At 65.1% G+C, this 15,815-nt stretch carries 12 protein-coding genes; 1 reads left to right on the top strand and 11 read right to left on the bottom strand.

Going from position 1 to position 15,815, the window contains the following annotated elements:
- Positions 1 to 19 precede the first annotated feature (19 nt).
- Together AC3RCG_RS12565 and AC3RCG_RS12560 are read right to left on the bottom strand one after the other, a co-directional pair.
- Positions 20 to 3,055, bottom strand: coding sequence for a CHASE domain-containing protein (locus AC3RCG_RS12565; protein ID WP_492404744.1), 3,036 nt, complete (start codon positions 3,053 to 3,055; stop codon positions 20 to 22).
- Positions 3,056 to 3,198: 143 nt separating this feature from the next.
- Entirely contained in the window at positions 3,199 to 4,089 is an 891-nt protein-coding gene (locus AC3RCG_RS12560; protein ID WP_099411556.1) for a LysR family transcriptional regulator, read from the bottom strand.
- A 108-nt stretch (positions 4,090 to 4,197) separates the two neighbouring features.
- Between AC3RCG_RS12560 and AC3RCG_RS12555 the strand changes: the two genes are divergently transcribed.
- On the top strand, positions 4,198 to 5,178 hold the full coding sequence (locus AC3RCG_RS12555; RefSeq protein ID WP_099411560.1) for a cyclase family protein: 981 nt from the start codon (positions 4,198 to 4,200) through the stop codon (positions 5,176 to 5,178).
- A 12-nt stretch (positions 5,179 to 5,190) separates the two neighbouring features.
- Here AC3RCG_RS12555 and cobA read toward each other — a convergent pair whose 3' ends face one another.
- The 9 genes from cobA to AC3RCG_RS12510 all read right to left on the bottom strand — a co-directional run bounded on the left by cobA (position 5,191) and on the right by AC3RCG_RS12510 (position 15,814).
- Positions 5,191 to 5,961: a uroporphyrinogen-III C-methyltransferase gene (gene cobA, locus AC3RCG_RS12550; RefSeq protein WP_492404741.1), complete on the bottom strand. Its 771-nt coding sequence runs from the start codon at positions 5,959 to 5,961 to the stop codon at positions 5,191 to 5,193.
- Between the two features lie 14 nt (positions 5,962 to 5,975).
- A complete protein-coding gene (locus AC3RCG_RS12545; RefSeq protein WP_492404739.1) occupies positions 5,976 to 7,154 on the bottom strand; it encodes a CmpA/NrtA family ABC transporter substrate-binding protein in 1,179 nt (392 codons plus the stop codon).
- A 157-nt stretch (positions 7,155 to 7,311) separates the two neighbouring features.
- Entirely contained in the window at positions 7,312 to 7,950 is a 639-nt protein-coding gene (locus AC3RCG_RS12540; RefSeq protein WP_409026574.1) for an ANTAR domain-containing response regulator, read from the bottom strand.
- Between the two features lie 73 nt (positions 7,951 to 8,023).
- Positions 8,024 to 9,523 (bottom strand): CoA-acylating methylmalonate-semialdehyde dehydrogenase, encoded by a 1,500-nt coding sequence (locus AC3RCG_RS12535; RefSeq protein WP_409026575.1) that lies wholly within the window; start codon positions 9,521 to 9,523, stop codon positions 8,024 to 8,026.
- Between the two features lie 14 nt (positions 9,524 to 9,537).
- Entirely contained in the window at positions 9,538 to 10,335 is a 798-nt protein-coding gene (gene iolB, locus AC3RCG_RS12530) for a 5-deoxy-glucuronate isomerase (RefSeq protein WP_492404736.1), read from the bottom strand.
- Positions 10,332 to 11,246, bottom strand: coding sequence for a myo-inosose-2 dehydratase (iolE, locus tag AC3RCG_RS12525; protein WP_492490439.1), 915 nt, complete (start codon positions 11,244 to 11,246; stop codon positions 10,332 to 10,334). Before iolE ends, iolB begins: the two co-directional genes overlap by 4 nt.
- A 1-nt stretch (position 11,247) precedes the next feature.
- The gene (gene iolD, locus AC3RCG_RS12520; protein WP_492490437.1) at positions 11,248 to 13,077 is read right to left on the bottom strand and encodes a 3D-(3,5/4)-trihydroxycyclohexane-1,2-dione acylhydrolase (decyclizing); all 1,830 of its coding nucleotides are present in this window, start codon (positions 13,075 to 13,077) and stop codon (positions 11,248 to 11,250) included.
- A complete protein-coding gene (locus AC3RCG_RS12515; protein WP_492403773.1) occupies positions 13,074 to 15,020 on the bottom strand; it encodes a bifunctional 5-dehydro-2-deoxygluconokinase/5-dehydro-2-deoxyphosphogluconate aldolase in 1,947 nt (648 codons plus the stop codon). Before AC3RCG_RS12515 ends, iolD begins: the two co-directional genes overlap by 4 nt.
- Positions 15,021 to 15,028: 8 nt before the next feature.
- On the bottom strand, positions 15,029 to 15,814 hold the full coding sequence (locus AC3RCG_RS12510; RefSeq protein ID WP_121669170.1) for an ATP-binding cassette domain-containing protein: 786 nt from the start codon (positions 15,812 to 15,814) through the stop codon (positions 15,029 to 15,031).
- Position 15,815: the final 1 nt, after the last annotated feature.

The raw sequence follows: 15,815 nt of genomic DNA, 5'->3' as shown, positions 1-15,815 counted from the left end.
ATTATCGCCGCTGCCTGCCTCAAGGGGCGTCGCTGGCGGCAAATTCCATGGAAATTTGTTCCGCCACCTGCGCCAGCGCCGGCCCGAGCGCCGCCAGCAAGGCGCGCGCCTGCTGCATGTCGCCGCCCAGGCGCAAGCCTTCGATCGACAGGCACAGGGCGGCGAAAGCGTGCGCGCCCACGGCCAGCGCCGACGATTTGCTGCGGTGGCCCAGGTCGGCCAGGCGCCCCAGGTCTTCCAGCGCCATGGCTTGCTCCATTTCGGCGATGCCGTCGCGCGCCGTGTCGAGAAACAGCTGGGTGTACTTGCGCATCTTCACGGCGTCATTGCTGAACGTGAGCGCCAGGGTGGCCAGATCGAGGATGGCCGTGTCGCGCGATTCCGGCGCGGCGTCCGATGGCGGCGCTGTCGGCGGTGTCGGTGCCGCCGACAGCCTGTCGCGGCCGATGCCGCCAATGCCGCCACGCAGGCGAAACCATTTCGCCAGCAGGTGAAACAGCAGATTCGGGGCGATCGGCTTGGTCACGAATTCATCCATGCCCGCCTCCAGGCAGCGGGCGCGGTCTTCGCTGCCCGCGTTGGCCGTCATGGCGATCACCAGCAGGCCGGCAAGTTTCGCATCGGCGCGGATGCGGCGCGTCGCCTCGAAGCCATCCATCTCCGGCATCTGTACGTCCATCAGCACGCAGTCGTAGCGCTGGCGGGCCAGCAATTCCAGCGCCTCGCGGCCATTGCAGGCGACGCAAACGGTGGCGCCCGCGTCTTCCAGCAGCTCGCAGCCCACCTGCTGGCTGAAGATGTTGTCTTCCACCAGCAGGATGGAGGCGCCGCGGATCACCCCCAGCACTTCCGGCTCCACTTCGGCGATGCGCTCGTCGGCCCCCTGCGCGCTCTTCTCCAGGCGCGCCGTGAACCAGAAGGTGCTGCCCAGGCCCGGCTGGCTGTACACGCCCACCTTGCCGCCCATGAGCTCCACCAGCTGCTTGCTGATCACCAGCCCCAGGCCGCTGCCGCCATACTTGCGCGTGGTCGACGGGTCGGCCTGGTGGAAGGAGCGGAACAACTGCGCCACCTCTTCCTGGTTCATGCCGATGCCCCGGTCCTGCACCTCGAAGCGCAGCATGGCATGGCTGGCGCGCTCCTCGGACTGGCGCACGCGCACGAAGATGCTGCCATTGTCGGAAAACTTGATGGCGTTGCTGGTCAGGTTCAGCAAGACCTGCTCCAGGCGCAGCGGGTCGCCGCGCCAGCGCTGCGGCAGCTCGGACGCGATATCGAACTGCAGCACCAGGCCCTTGACGGCGGCCGCGTCGCCCAGCTGGCTGGCGATGTTCGCCAGCAGGGTGTCGAGACGGAAGTCCAGCACCTCCAGCTCCAGTTTGCCCGCCTCGATCTTGGAAAAATCGAGGATGTCGTTGATCAGGCCCAGCAAATGCTGGCCCGAATGGAAGATTTTCTGCAGATAGTCGCGCTGGCGCGCATCGGCCACCGATTTCAGCGCCAGGTGCGCCATGCCGATAATGCTGTTCATCGGCGTGCGGATTTCATGGCTCATGTTCGACAGGAAGTCGCTCTTGGCCTGGCTGGCCGCGTCGGCCTGCTCTTTCAGGCGGTGCAGTTCCGTCACGTCGGTGGACAGGCCGATCAGGCCCGTGACGGGACCGGGCAAGCCCAGCGGCACCTTCACGCTCCACAGGTGATGCACCTGGCCCTGAGCATCGACGAAGCGCTCCTCGCCGACGAACTTGGCGCCGCTGTCGAAGACCTGGCGCTCCGTCAGCTGCGCGGCGGCCGCCGCATCGCCGAGCATCAACTCGCCATCCTGGCGGCCGATCAGCTGCTCCACGGGACGGCCGAGGATGGTTGCCGTGCGCGCATTGACGTAGCGGTAGCGCAGGTCGGCATCCTTCATGTAGACGTAGGCGTCGACGCTGTCGAGCACCGTATCGAGCAGGGTGCGCTGCGCCACCGCGCTGCGGCGCGACCGGTACAAGGTAAAGATATAGCCGTAAATGAGCAGGGTGCCGGCCACGCCGACGCCCAGCGCCAGCCATGGAAAATAGCGGTCGAAGGGGCTGTACAGCTCCGCCTTGCGCACGCGGAAATGGGCTTTCCACAGGCCGCCCTGGTAAGCGACGGGCAGCACCTGGTCGAAATAGTCGGCATCGCTGCCCGGTTGCGGCGGCGCCGCCGCCAGGTCGCCGTCATCGTTGAACAGCAGGCGGTCCTGCGGCGTGATGGACAGGGACCCGCTGGCCGTCAAAGGGTCGGCCGCGCTGTACAGGGTCAGGTGCAGCGGTTCCAGGGCGCTGCGTTCGAGCGCGCTGTGCACCAGCTGCGCCACGCCAAAGCCGATGCCGACGGAGCCCTGGTAGGCGGCGCGGCGCTCGGCCACGCTGCCCTGCGGCATGCCATTGCGGTACACGGGCAGGCGCATGCCCAGGCCGATATGCGCGGGCGGCCCCTTGATCATGATCACCTGCCCCGATGCGCTGACCTGGCCGCTGTCGCGGGCCTGCGCCAGCGACTGCGCCACCAGCGGGTTGGCGCCGATATCGATGCCCATGCGTTCGGCCAGCAGGGAATCGGGCTCCAGGTAGGTGAGCACCGTGTATTCAGGCCGCTCGCCCGCAGGCCGGATGGTGAAAGCGGGATAGCCGCGCGGCGCCAGGCTGGCGTCACGGCGCACGGCCTCGATGAAGGCGGGGCGCTGCGCCGACGGGACGGCCGCCGCGTAGTTGACCGATTCGATGGCCGGGAACTGGCGCACGATATCGAGGCCGGCCACGTAATCGTGGAACTGGCGGCGCGTCAGGTGCTCGCTGGTGCGGAACAGGGCCTCGAGGCCGCGCAACAGGTCGGAATAGCTTTTTACGCGCGTGATCAGGCTATGCTGGGCGCCATGCGTGAGATTGTCGAAACGCTGTTCGGCGTCGTCATTGACCGTGCGCGCCGCGCCCGCATACAGGGCACCGCCCACAGCCAGGGCCAGCAGCAGGCCGCCCGCCCATATCCTGAAGCCCGATACCGCCCCGCCCTTGCTCAAAGTGTGCATTGTCGATCGCTTATTCCGGTTTCCTCGAATGTGCGGCGCTCCGGCCGCCCAGCAAGTACGAGGATACTATCAAAGCTCATGCCCGACGCGCTTGTGCAAGAAAAAAAGCGCGCAGGATGGTTGCACTGGAAAACACCGGGTGCCTAGCCCCCCTGCAGCGCCCCGGCCAGGAAGTCGCAAAAGGCGCGCACCTTTTCCTGCACGTGGCGTCCATCGGGCGTCAAGGCATACACGCCGCGCCTGGCCATGCCGTGCGACGGCAGTACGCGTACCAGGGCGCCGCTGGCCAGCAGCGGCGCGGCGACGAACGACGGCAGCGCCCCCACGCCGATGCCCGCCACCAGCATATCGGCCAGCAGCAGGCTGCTGTCGGCGGAAAAGCGCACGGGCAGCACGATGCTGCTCGGCCCCTCCGGGCCGGCCAGCTGCCAGACGCCGGGACTGTCGGCCAGGCGGTAAGCGAGGCAATCGTGGCCGCGCAAATCCTGCGCCTGGCGCGGCGTGCCGCGCCGCGCCAGATAGGCTGGCGCTGCGCAAATCATCTGCTCGACGTCGCCCAGGCGGCGCGCCACCAGGGACGAATCGGCCAGCGAGACGCGGATGCGCAGCGACACGTCATAGCCCTCGCCCACCACGTCGCGCAGGCGGTCGTCCAGGGTCATCTCGATCTTGACGTCCGGATAGCGGGCCATGAAGTCGGGCAGCAGCGGCGACAGCACCTTCAGGCCGAATGACAGCGGCGCATTCACGCGCAGCCGCCCGGCCACCTTGCCGGTACAGCCGCGCGTGGCCAGTTCCAGCGCATCGACCTCGTCGAGCAGGCGGCAGCATTCGAGATAGTAGGCACGCCCGCCGTCCGACAAGCTCATGCGCCGCGTCGTGCGCACCAGCAGCAGTGTGCCCAGGCGCGCTTCGAGCTGGCGCACCTGCTTGCTGATGGCCGCCGCCGACTGATTCAAATCCTGCGCCGCCTTGCTGAAGCTGTCGCGCTCGACCACCTTGCGAAACACGCGCATGTGCGCCAGGACATCCATTATTATTTCTCTACAGTTGAATATCTTATTATTTTATCGCTGATTATCATTGAAATGGAAAACAATATGATGGCGGCTTCTTTATTCATGTCACGCAAGGAGTACCCCATGTTCAAACCATCCGCCACCCTGACTGCCCTGCTGCTGGCCCTGCTCGGAGGGACAGTGCAGGCCGCCCTGCCCGAAGTGGGCATCAGCCCCTGGGGCCCGAAAGACGAGATCGGCCGCCTGAACCTGATGACGCCGGCCTCGCGTGCCGCCATCCTGGCGCGCATCGACGGCGGCAAGAGCTATGATCTGGCCGTCGATTTCTATATCGGCATGCCCAGCTGGCAGGCGGCCGGCGACCCGCCCTACCAGATGTGGATGACGCACACGCCGAAAGGCAACGTGGTGGCCGATTCCATGCAGGTGGGCGAACAGATGAACCGCCACGTCAGCTACACGGGCTCGGCCGTGTCCATGTATGCGCACATGGGCACGCATATCGACGCCCTGAACCACTTCGGCCTGAACGGCAAGATCTGGAATGGCTTTACGGAGGAACAATACCTGGGCGACCGGGGCTGGACCGTGACGGGCGCGGAGAAATTGCCGCCGATCGTGGCGCGCGGCGTGCTGATCGACGTGGCCGTGGCCAAGGGTCTCAAACAACTGCCCGATAATTACCGGGTGACGCGGCAAGACTTGCGCGCGGCGCTGGCGCAACAGAAGGTCACGCTGGAAAAGGGCGACGTGGTGCTGATACGCACGGGCCGCATGCAGCATTATGAGCAGGCGCACACCTACATGGCCAATCCGCCGGGCCTGTCGCTCGATGCGGCGAAATTCCTCGTGGAAGATGGCGGCGCCATGGTGGTGGGCGCGGACAACCTCAGTTTCGAGGCGTTTCCGTCCGAAGTGGCGAACAATTACCTGCCCGTGCACACCTATCTGCTGGCGCAGCAGGGCACGCCCATCCTGGAACTGGTCGACCTGGAAGCGCTGTCGCGCGACAAGGTGTACCAGTTCGCCTTCATCGGCGCCTCGTTGAAATTCCGTGGCGGCGACGCGGCGCCCATCCGTCCCGTGGCCCTGCCGATCCGCTAGGCGCGGACAGGCTCAGACGCAGGCGGCGTGCAAGCCCTGTGCGCCATGCTCATCCCAGGCATCGGCGCAGCGCACCACGTCGCCCACGACGATGATGCTGGGACTGCCCAGGCCGCTGGCCTGCAAGTCGTCGGGCAGCTCCTGCAAGGTGCTCAGCAACTGGCACTGGGCCGGCAGGCTGGCCGATTGCACCACGGCCACGGGCGTGCCGGGCGCCATGCCGCCGGCCAGCAAGCCGGCCTGGATGGCCGTCACCCTGGCCACGCCCATGTAGATGACGAGGGTGAGCTTGCTCTGCGCCAGGGCCGCCCAGTTCGGCTCCGAGGCGCTATCCTTGCCGTGGCCCGTGACGAAGATGGCGCCCTGGCTCCAGGCGCGATGCGTGAGCGGCACGCCGATACCGGACGGCGCAGCCAGGCCGCTGCTGATGCCGGGGATCACCTCGACGGCCACGCCATGACTGCGCAAATAGGCGCGCTCTTCGCCGCCGCGCCCGAACAGATACGGGTCGCCCCCTTTCAGCCGCACCACGTGCAGGCCGGCGCGCGCTTCGGCCAGCATCAGCCGTTCGATGAACGCTTGCGGCGTGGAAGCGCAGCCGCCCCGCTTGCCCACCTCGACCACGCGCACGCCTTGTGCCGCATGGGCAAGGACGGCCGGATTGACGAGGTCGTCGATCAGCACCACGTCGGCCCGCGCGATGGCCTTTACTGCCTTGATCGTCAACAGGTCCGGGTCGCCGGGACCGGCGCCGACCAGGGTTACGCTTCCACATTGCGTCATGATGCACTCTCCAGTCAGAAAAAATGGCCGATGGCAAACGATGCCGCGTACGCTTCCGGCGCGCTGCCGTCCCACACGACGCCGTCGCACAGGGTCGAGCTGCGCATGGGGGCTTTTGGCACGGGCGTGGCCGTCATCTCCGCCGCCTGGCGGTACAGGTCAATGCGGTTGACTTGCCTTGCCACCGCCAGATAATCGGGTTCGTCGCGCAGCAAGCCCCAGCGCCGGTGCTGGGTCATGAACCACATGCCGTCGGACAGATACGGGAAATTGACGGCGCCATCGCCGTAGAACTTCAAACCGTGCGCCTCGTCCCAGGTCTTGCCCAGGCCATCCTGGTAATGGCCGAGAATGCGCGGCGCCAGCGTTTCCTGCGGCGTGTTCAGGTACGCGGGCTCTGCCAGGGTGGCCGCCATGGCCAGCCGGTTGGTATCGCTGGCATCGATCCAGCGTCCCGCCTCGAGCACGGCGCCGATCAGGGCGCGGCAGCTGTTCGGATGCTGCTGTGCAAACGCGGCGCTGGTGCCCAGCACCTTGCCCGGATGGTCGGGCCAGATGGCGCCGCTGGTGACGGCCGTCACGCCCACGCCATCGACGATGGCCTTGTAGCCCCACGGTTCGCCCGCGCAAAAGCCGTCCATCTGGCCGGCGCGCAAGGCGGCCACCATCTGCGACGGCGGCACCGTCATCACGCGCGCGTCGCGCAGCGGATCGATGCCCTGCGCGGCCAGCCAGTATTGCAGCAGCATCGCGTGGTTGCCGGTCGGAAAAGTATGCGCGAACGCAAACGGCCGCGCCGTGGCGCGCATATGCCGCGCCAGGGTGGGACCATCGTGGGCGCCCTCGCGCGCCAGCGCCGCCGACACGGTGACAGCCTGGCCGCTGTGATTGAGATTCATCAGCACGGCCATGTCGCGCTGCTGCCCGCCGATGCCCATCTGCACGCCATACACAAGGCCGTACAGCACGTGGGCCGCATCGAGTTCGCCATTGTTCAGTTTATCGCGCACGCCGGCCCACGACATCTCGCGGCTCAGTTCGATCTTGATGCCGTATTTTTCATCGAGACCCAGCTTCGACGCCATCACCAGCGAGGCGCAATCGGTCAGCGGCAGGTAGCCGATGCGTATCGTCTGTCTTTCCGGCTGCAGGGTCCGCATCACCTGGGCACTGTCTGCCATTTTCTCTGTCATACCATTCCTTGCCGATAAATACTGTTTTGCCGTGCCGCTGTGGGCAAGGCTCTCACCTTCCAGCAGCAAGGAGCGTGCCCGTACCTGCCCGCTTCATGGCGGCTGGAAACGCACCGCAATGGTGCGCTGCACCAGCATGTGTCAGGAAATGGACGATTCATCCCAACAAGTCCTCCACGTCGAGAATGCGCTGGGCAATCTCTGCCAGCTTGAGTTTCTTGTTCATGGCCATGCTGCGCAGGCGCTGGTATGCCTGCTCTTCCGTCAAGCCGTGGTGCGTCATCAACAGGCCCTTGGCCCGCTCGATCACCTTGCGCTCCAGCAACTTGTGCCGCGTGTCGAGCAATTCGGCGCGCAATTTTTCTTCCTGGCGAAAGCGCGCGAGCGCCACGTTCAGCACGGGCAAGATGCGCTCGGCATGCAAGCCGGCGACGATGTAGGCGGAGACGCCGGCCGCCATGGCCGCGTCGATGCTGGCCGTGGCGCCGTCTTCCGTAAACAGCACGATGGGGCGGCGCTCGTCGCGCGTGGCGATGACGATGTGCTCGAGCACGTCGCGCGCATCCGATTCCGCGTCGATGATGATGAGATCAGGCTGCAGTTGGGCGATGCGCTCAGGAAGGTAGAGGTCGGCTGGCAGGGAGGCGACGATGTCGTAGCCCGATTCCAGCAAGCCGATGCGCAAGGCATTGCCGCGCTGCACTTGGGCAGCCAAGGCCGCATTCTCGTGCACGCCGTGCTCGACAATAGTGTTGACGACGACGATGCGCAAAGGCTGGGTACGGCTGGACGTCATGGGAGCGATCTGCAATGGCTAAACACAACCATTGCAGTAAGCAAGAAGCGAACCAGCCGGTTTTACAGCGGAATTACTTCAGGGTCGGCATGGCAAACTCCGCCCCGGCCGCCGTCGAGGCCGGCCAGCGCTGCGTCACCGCCTTCTGCTTCGTATAGAAACGCACCGATTCCGGGCCGTGCGCATGGTGGTCGCCGAACAGGCTGCGCTTCCAGCCGCCGAAGCTGTGGAAGGCCATCGGCACGGGGATCGGCACGTTCACGCCGACCATGCCGACCTGCACCCGGTGCGTGTATTCGCGCGCCGTGTTGCCGTCGCGCGTGTAGATGGCCGTGCCGTTGCCGTATTCATGCGCGTTGACCAGGTCCAGCGCCGCCGTGAAATCGGGCACGCGCACGATGCACAGCACGGGGCCGAAGATTTCTTCCTTGTAGATCGTCATCTCGGGCGTGACGTGGTCGAACAGGCTGCCGGCGAGGAAAAAACCTTTCTCGTGGCCTGGCAGGACGAAGCCGCGCCCGTCGCAGATAAGCTTGGCGCCCTCTTCCACACCTTGCGCGATATAGCCGGCGATCTTCTCCTTGTGCACCTGCGTCACCACGGGTCCCATCTCGGCCGACAGATCCATGCCCTGCGTGATCTTTAATGCCGCGATGCGCGGCACCAGGGCTTCCACCAATTGGTCCGCCACATTGCCCACCGCCACGACGACGGAAATGGCCATGCAGCGCTCGCCGGCCGAGCCGAACGCGGCGCCCATCAGGGCATCGACCGTCTGGGGAATGTCCGCGTCCGGCATGACGACCATGTGGTTTTTCGCGCCACCGAGCGCCTGCACGCGCTTGCCCTGCGCGCAGCCCGTCGCATAGATATACTCGGCGATCGGCGTGGAACCGACGAAGCTGACGGCGCGCACGTCCGGGTGGTGCAGCAAGCCGTCGACGGCTTCTTTATCTCCCTGTACCACGTTGAAGACGCCGTCCGGCAAGCCCGCGTCCGTCAGCAGCTGCGCCAGGAGCAGGCTGGCCGACGGGTCGCGCTCGGACGGTTTTAATACGAAGGTATTGCCGCAGGCAATCGCCATCGGGAACATCCACATCGGCACCATCACGGGAAAGTTGAACGGCGTGATGCCGACACAGACACCGAGCGCCTGGCGGATCGACCAGGCGTCGATGCCGCCGGCCACCTGTTCCGAATACTCTCCCTTCATCATCTGCGGGATGCCGCAGGCAAACTCCACCACTTCGATGCCGCGCGTCACTTCGCCTTTCGCATCCGTGAAGACTTTGCCGTGTTCGGCCGTAATCAGGGCGGCCAGCTTGTCGGCGTTTTGCTCCAGCAACTCCTTGAATTTGAACATGACGCGGGCGCGGCGCAGGGGCGAGGTTTGCGACCAGGCGGGAAAGGCCGCATGGGCGGCAGCCACGGCCGCGTTCAGTTCGGCAGGCGTGGCCAGCGCCACCTTGGCCGTCACGGCGCCCGTGGCGGGATTGAACACATCGCTCGTGCGCTCGGTGCGCGAAGCCATGGGGTTGCCACCAATAAAGTGGCCGATCATCGGGGTCGTCATTGTCTTGTCCTTGGTTATTTCGTCATCAGCCAGTCATGGGCCGGGTCGTTTTTAAAATGCCACACGCGTTTCGGGCCGGCCATCACGTTCAGGTAATAGCCGTCGTAGCCATACGGCACGGTCACGGGGTGGTAGCCGCGCGGCACCATCACCACGTCGTGGTTTTCCACGGCCATGGCTTCGTCAATGGAGCGGTCATCCGTGTAGACGCGCTGGTAGGCAAAGCCCTGTTCGGGGTTCAATCGATGGTAATAGGTTTCTTCCAGCGAACTTTCGGTTGGAATATTGTCGCTGTCGTGCTTATGGGGCGGATAGCTGGACGAATGGCCGGACGGCGTGACGACTTCCACCACCAGCAAGCCGTCCGCCTCGGCCGTCTGCGGCAGGATGTCGCACACATAGCGCGTGTTGGCGCCCTTGCCGCGCACGGAGCGCGTCATGCTCGATGGCTCGATCAGGCGCGCCGGGCGCTTAGTCGTGGCCGGGGCGCTGCACAGGGCCACCTCGGCGGCGCTCACGGCCGTGATGCGGACCGTGGTTTCCAGCGGCACATACACGGCATAGGGCGAGACGTCCTCGAAGACGCTGGCGCGCTTGCCGATGCCTTCCCAGCTCTGGCCGCCCGCCCGCACCGTGACCGTGCCCGTCAGCACGACGAGGCACAGTTCGCGGCGGCCCGTCTCCAGGCTCAGCGATTCGCCCGCCGCCAGGCGGTGCGCGGCAAAGCCCACGTGCGTCCAGCCGGCCGATGCGGGCGTGACTTCCACAATCTTGCCGCCGGCCTTGCCTGCTTTGACTAACAGCGGGCTCATGCCGCCTCCCGGCCCAGGCGCGGGATTGCCTCGACCAGGCGCGCCAGGTAATCGTGGCCCATCTTCGCGTATGCGTAGCTGGGGGCGACGGCCGGGTCCTGCTCCGCTTCCACCACCAGCCAGCCCGCATAGCCGTGCAGATACAGCCGCGTCAAAATGGCCGGAAAGTCGATGCAGCCGTCGCCCGGCACGCTGAAGGCGCCATTGATCACCGCCTGCAAAAAACTCCAGTGGCCATTACGGGCCAGTTTCACCACGTTGGGGCGCACGTCCTTGCAATGCACGTGGCAAATCCTGTCGATATGTTTATTGAGTACCGCCAACGCGTCGCCGCCGGCAAAGGTGATATGACCCGTATCAAACAACAAGCCCACTTCCGGCCCCGTCAGGGCCATCAATTGGTCCACATCGGCCGGCGTTTCCACATAGGCGCCCATGTGGTGGTGATAGGCCAGGCGCACGCCGTGCGCCAGCAGGTGGGCGGCAAAGGCCGTCAACTTGTCGGCGTAGTCCTGCCATTGCTGCTGCGTCTGGAAACGCGGGCGTTTATACAGCGGGCGCGCTTCGCCCTGGATGGCGTCGGCCACTTCGCCGTAGACCATGACGGTGGCGCCGCTGTCGGCCAGCAGCCGCAAGTGCGGGCCGACGGAGGCGATCTCTTCTTCCACCGAGCGGTGCGCCAGGCGGCCCGAATACCAGCCCGAGACGCACGCCAGACCATATTTGCCCAGCACGGCGTTCAGGGCCGGGGCATCTTTCGGAAACTTGTTGCCCAGTTCAAAACCCACATAGCCGATCTCGGCGCCTTCCTTCAGCGCCGTTTCCAGGGGCGTTTCGCCGCCCAGGCTCGGTAAATCGTCGTTCATCCACGAGATCGGGTTGATGCCGATACGTACATTCCAGGTAGTCATTTCAATTCCTTTGTTTCAGGCGATCGTTGTCATAACGGGCGCGGGCAAGCTGCACGCCGGGCTGGATGGAGACCTCGGGCACGGCCACTTCCCACCAGCAGCCCCCCTCCTCGGTCGTGCGCGTGGCATCCGTGTCGATGCAGATCAGGTAGGTGCGGCCAGCTTCGCGGGCGCGCAGCATCGCCTGTTCCAGCTCGGCGATGTTGGCCACATGTTCGGACAGCGCGCCCAGGGCTTGCGCATGCAGGGCGAAGTCGATGCGCGGTGCGCTGTCGGGCAACATATTGTTGAACGAGGCATTGCCGCAGGCCTGCTGCAGGCGGTTGATGCAGCCGTAGCCCCGGTTGTCGAGCACGACGATGATGAGTTTTTTGTCCAGCATGACGGAAGTGGCGATTTCCGAATTCATCATCAGGTAGCTGCCGTCGCCCACCATGACGATGACTTCGGCTTCCGGCTTGGCCATCTTGACACCGAGGCCGCCGGCGATCTCATAGCCCATGCACGAATAGCCGTACTCCATGTGGTAGCCGCCCGGCGTCGATGTTCTCCACAGTTTATGCAGCTCGGCCGGCAGAGTCCCGGCCGCGCAGACGACGATGTCGCGCACAGTAGAATCCGGTGCGGAACGCTGCACGGCGCCGATGACTTCGCCGTCATACGGCAAGCCGGCCACCTCGCGTTTGCCGGTGATCGCCAGCACGGTGGCGCGCCAGGCATGCGCCGCCTGCTGCGCGCGCTCCTGCCACTGGCCCGCGCTGCTCCAGTTGCCCAGCAGGCGCGACAGGCCCTGCAAGCCCAGGGTCGCGTCCGCCTGCAGGCCCAGGCCCCGGCGTTTCAGCGCATCAAAGCTGTTGACGTTCAGGCTGAGCAGCTGCGCCTGCGCAAACAGGGAGTTGGACCCGGTCGTGAAATCCTGCAGGCGCGTGCCGACGGCCAGCACCACGTCCGCGTCCGCCGCCAGCGCGTTGGCGGCGGGCGAACCGGTGACGCCGATGGCGCCCAGCTGCAAAGGATGGTCCCACGGCAAAGAACTCTTGCCCGCCTGGGTTTCCGCCACGGGAATGCCGTGGCGCTCGGCAAACGCCTGCAAGGCGGCGCCGGCCTGGCCGTACAGCACGCCGCCGCCGGCGACGATCAGGGGCTGCTTCGCGTTTTTCAGCAATTCCGCCGCCTCTTCCAGTTCCTGCTCGACGGGCGGCACGGCGCGGAAACGCACGGTCCTCGGCGCAAAGAATTCTTCCGGGTAGTCATATGCCATCGTCTGCACGTCTTGCGGCAGGGACAAGGTGACGGGACCGCAAGCGGCCGGGTCCGTCAAGGCGGCAATCGCGCGCGGCAAGGCCGTGATCAATTGCTCCGGATACACGATGCGGTCAAAGTAGCGCGACAGCGGTTTGAAGGCATCGTTGACCGAGACGCTGCCGTCCGTGCCATCTTCCAGCTGCTGCAAGACCGGATCCGGCGCACGCGAGACGAACACGTCGCCGGGCAGGAGCAGGACGGGCAAGCGGTTGACGTGCGCCAAGGCGGCGGCGGTGAGCAGATTCGTCGCACCCGGACCGATGGAGCTGGTGACGGCCATCATGCGCCGGCGCATGTGGGCTTTCGCATAGGCGATGGCAGAGTGCGCCATCGCCTGTTCATTGTGGGCGCGGTAGGTGGGAAATTGCTCGCGGTACTGGTACAGCGCCTCGCCCAGGCCCGCCACGTTGCCGTGGCCAAAGATGGCGAAGGCGCCACCGAACAAAGGTTCGCCGTCCTCGGTGCGCAAGGCAGCCAGGTAGCGCACCAGGGCCTGCGCCATGGTCAATCTGATCGTGGCGCTCATGCGGCACGCTCCAGGCGGTTGCGCGTGCGTTGCCACAAGCTGATCAGCTGCTCGAAATTGGCGCGCACGGCGGCGATCAGGCCCGCATCGTCGAGTTCGCCGGCCAGCCAGCGGCGGCTCGGTTCCTGGAAGATGGTGCGGCCCACCATGAAGCCGCGGCAAGTGGTGCTGGCACTGGCCTGTTCAAAGCTGGCGGCCAGCGCGGCGATGGGCGCGTTCAAGCCCAGTAATACCACGCCACGGCAATACGGATCGCGCTCGTGCACGAGGGCATCGATGGCTTGCCATTGCTGGGCCGACATGCTTTCCAGTTTCCACCATTCAGGGTAGATGCCGAGGTTGTACAGGCGCTTGACGGCGCGCAAGACGGTATCGTCACTGTGCGGCAAGGCTTCCGACGGTATGACTTCGAGCAACAGTTCGTGACCGCTCACTTGCGCCGCATCGTACAAGGCCTTGATCTGCGCTTCCTGTTCCAGGCGGTTTTCCACGGCGTCGTCCGGATGCAGCTGCACCAGGCACTTGATCACGTGTTCCTTCGGCCAGCTGAGCAGGTGTGAACCGATGGAGCGGCCCCAGTCGAATTGCAGCGGGTTCGATCCCGGCAATTCCACGGGACGGCCTATCCACCAGCCGCGCCCCGTCGCATCGTTGAGCGCGTCAACGCCATAGCGGCCATCGATCAGCACGCCTGTCTTGCCGGCCAGTTGCAAGGCCGTTTCCGTCTGCGCCACGGCTTGCACCATCAATTGCTTCAAGGCCGCAATGGCTGCTTCGGGCGCGCCGGTTTGTTGCGCCAGCTCAAAAAATTGCGTGCGGTGATCGAACGCGAACACGCACAACTCATTCCACTGTTTGCGCGCCACCGTCGTGCGGTGCAGGCGCGACAAGGTCGCATCCTGGTCCGGCTGCGTGAGTTTGGCCGCATTAGCCAGGAAATAGTCGAGCTCGACGGGCGACGGCATGGCCGGCGCGCAGCCATGGCGCGACACGACGAGGGCGCCGCAGCCGTTCGCATAGCGGCAGCACGCCTCGTAATCCTCGCCGCGCAGCCAGCCTTTCAGGAAACCGGAAAGAAAAGCGTCGCCCGCGCCGAGCACATTGAGCACTTCCACGCGCACGCCGCGGTAGTTATACGCGTCATCGAGGCTGGCCGGCACCACATTGTCGATGACGGCGCTGCCCAGCGGCCCACGCTTGACGACGAGGGTCGCCAGGGTGGCGGCCCGCACGGCGCGCAGGGACGCCATGATGTCGGCACCGCCGCCGGCGATCATGAATTCCTCTTCCGTGCCGACGATCAGGTCGAACTGCGGCAGGATCGCCTGCAGATGGCTGGTGACGCCGTCGTTCGAGACGAACCGCGTTTCGCCATCGGCCTTGCCCGACAAACCCCACAGCACGGGCCGGTAATCGATGTCGAGCACGGTGCGCACATTATTGGCGCGCGCCAGCTGCAATGCCTGCGTGCTGACGGCGTGCATGGCGCTAGTCGAGAAATGCGTGCCGGTGATTAATAACGCTTTGCTCGACGCAATGAAAGCCGCATCCACCAAGGATGCGTCGATGGCCATGTCGGCGCAATTTTCACGGTAAAAGATCAGCGGGAAGGTGTTCTTGTCCTTGATGCCCAGCATCACCAGCGCCGTGAGCCGCTCGCGGTCGATGCCGACGTGGCTGACGTCGCAGCCCTCCTGCGCCAAGGTGTCGGTGAGGAAACGGCCCATGTGATCGTCGCCCACTTTCGACAGCATGGCCGACTTCAAGCCCAGCCGGGCCGTGCCGAAGGCGATATTCGCCGACGAGCCGCCCAGGTATTTGGCAAAGCTCGTCGCGTCTTCCAGGGGGCTGCCGATCTGCTGCGCGTACAGGTCCACCGCCAGGCGGCCCAGGCAGATCACGTCCAGCGCCCTACCCTGGGCAAATTGTGTGGAATTATTCATGGCTATCCTTAAATCGTGACACCGTCGAGTTCACTCATCAGCGTTTGCATTTCCGCACCGCCCGCCATCATGTCCAGCAAGGCATCCTTGCTTACCGTATCCTTGGTAAAGGTGCCCAGCGACTTGCCCCGGTTCAACAACGTGAACGAGTCGCCGACCGGATACGCATGGTGCACATTATGCGTAATAAAGATCACGGAAATGCCCCGCTCGCGCGCCTTGTAAATCAGTTTCAGCACATTGAACGATTGCTTGACGCCCAGGGCGGCCGTCGGTTCGTCGAGGATCAGCACGCGGGCGCCGAAGTGGATGGCGCGGGCGATGGCCAGGCACTGCTTTTCGCCGCCCGACATGGTGCCGATGGCCTGGTGCGGGTCGCGCACCATGATGCCCATCTCGGCCAGCTTGTCGCGCGCCGTCTCGGCCGCATAATCGATATCCATCACGGGGACCAGGCCCAGCAGTTTTTTCATCGGCTCGCGGCCCATGAAGAAATTGCGCGCCACGGACAACAGCGGCACCAGCGCCAGATCCTGGTAGACGGTGGCCACGCCCATGTCCAGCGCTTCGCTGGGCGAATTGAAGACGACGGGCTTGCCATCGACCAGGTATTGGCCATCGGTGGGCTTGTGCACGCCGGCCAGGGTCTTGATCAGGGTGGACTTGCCGGCGCCGTTATCGCCCAGCAAACAATGAACCTCCCCCTCGCGCAACCGCATGGTGATGTTTTGCAAGGCCAGCACGGAGCCGAAGCGCTTGCTGACATTTTCCAGGGCAAGAATATATTCGCTCATG

It is taken from the genome of Janthinobacterium sp. GW823-FHT01H08, assembly GCF_058797855.1.
The sequence above is the reverse complement of the archived record's forward strand: the minus strand, read 5'-3'. Positions and strand labels throughout refer to the sequence as shown.

Excerpts from the sequence above, each read along its gene's own strand:
- AC3RCG_RS12540 (WP_409026574.1), bottom strand. The coding sequence starts at position 7,950 with ATGACGTCCAGCCGTACCCAGCCTTTGCGCATCGTCGTCGTCAACACT.
- cobA (WP_492404741.1), bottom strand. The coding sequence starts at position 5,961 with ATGACGCAATGTGGAAGCGTAACCCTGGTCGGCGCCGGTCCCGGCGAC.
- iolD (WP_492490437.1), bottom strand. The coding sequence starts at position 13,077 with ATGAGCGCCACGATCAGATTGACCATGGCGCAGGCCCTGGTGCGCTAC.
- AC3RCG_RS12565 (WP_492404744.1), bottom strand. The coding sequence starts at position 3,055 with ATGCACACTTTGAGCAAGGGCGGGGCGGTATCGGGCTTCAGGATATGG.
- AC3RCG_RS12515 (WP_492403773.1), bottom strand. The coding sequence starts at position 15,020 with ATGAATAATTCCACACAATTTGCCCAGGGTAGGGCGCTGGACGTGATC.
- AC3RCG_RS12545 (WP_492404739.1), bottom strand. The coding sequence starts at position 7,154 with ATGACAGAGAAAATGGCAGACAGTGCCCAGGTGATGCGGACCCTGCAG.
- AC3RCG_RS12555 (WP_099411560.1), top strand. The coding sequence starts at position 4,198 with ATGTTCAAACCATCCGCCACCCTGACTGCCCTGCTGCTGGCCCTGCTC.
- iolB (WP_492404736.1), bottom strand. The coding sequence starts at position 10,335 with ATGAGCCCGCTGTTAGTCAAAGCAGGCAAGGCCGGCGGCAAGATTGTG.
- AC3RCG_RS12510 (WP_121669170.1), bottom strand. The coding sequence starts at position 15,814 with ATGAGCGAATATATTCTTGCCCTGGAAAATGTCAGCAAGCGCTTCGGC.
- iolE (WP_492490439.1), bottom strand. The coding sequence starts at position 11,246 with ATGACTACCTGGAATGTACGTATCGGCATCAACCCGATCTCGTGGATG.
- AC3RCG_RS12535 (WP_409026575.1), bottom strand. The coding sequence starts at position 9,523 with ATGACGACCCCGATGATCGGCCACTTTATTGGTGGCAACCCCATGGCT.
- AC3RCG_RS12560 (WP_099411556.1), bottom strand. The coding sequence starts at position 4,089 with ATGGATGTCCTGGCGCACATGCGCGTGTTTCGCAAGGTGGTCGAGCGC.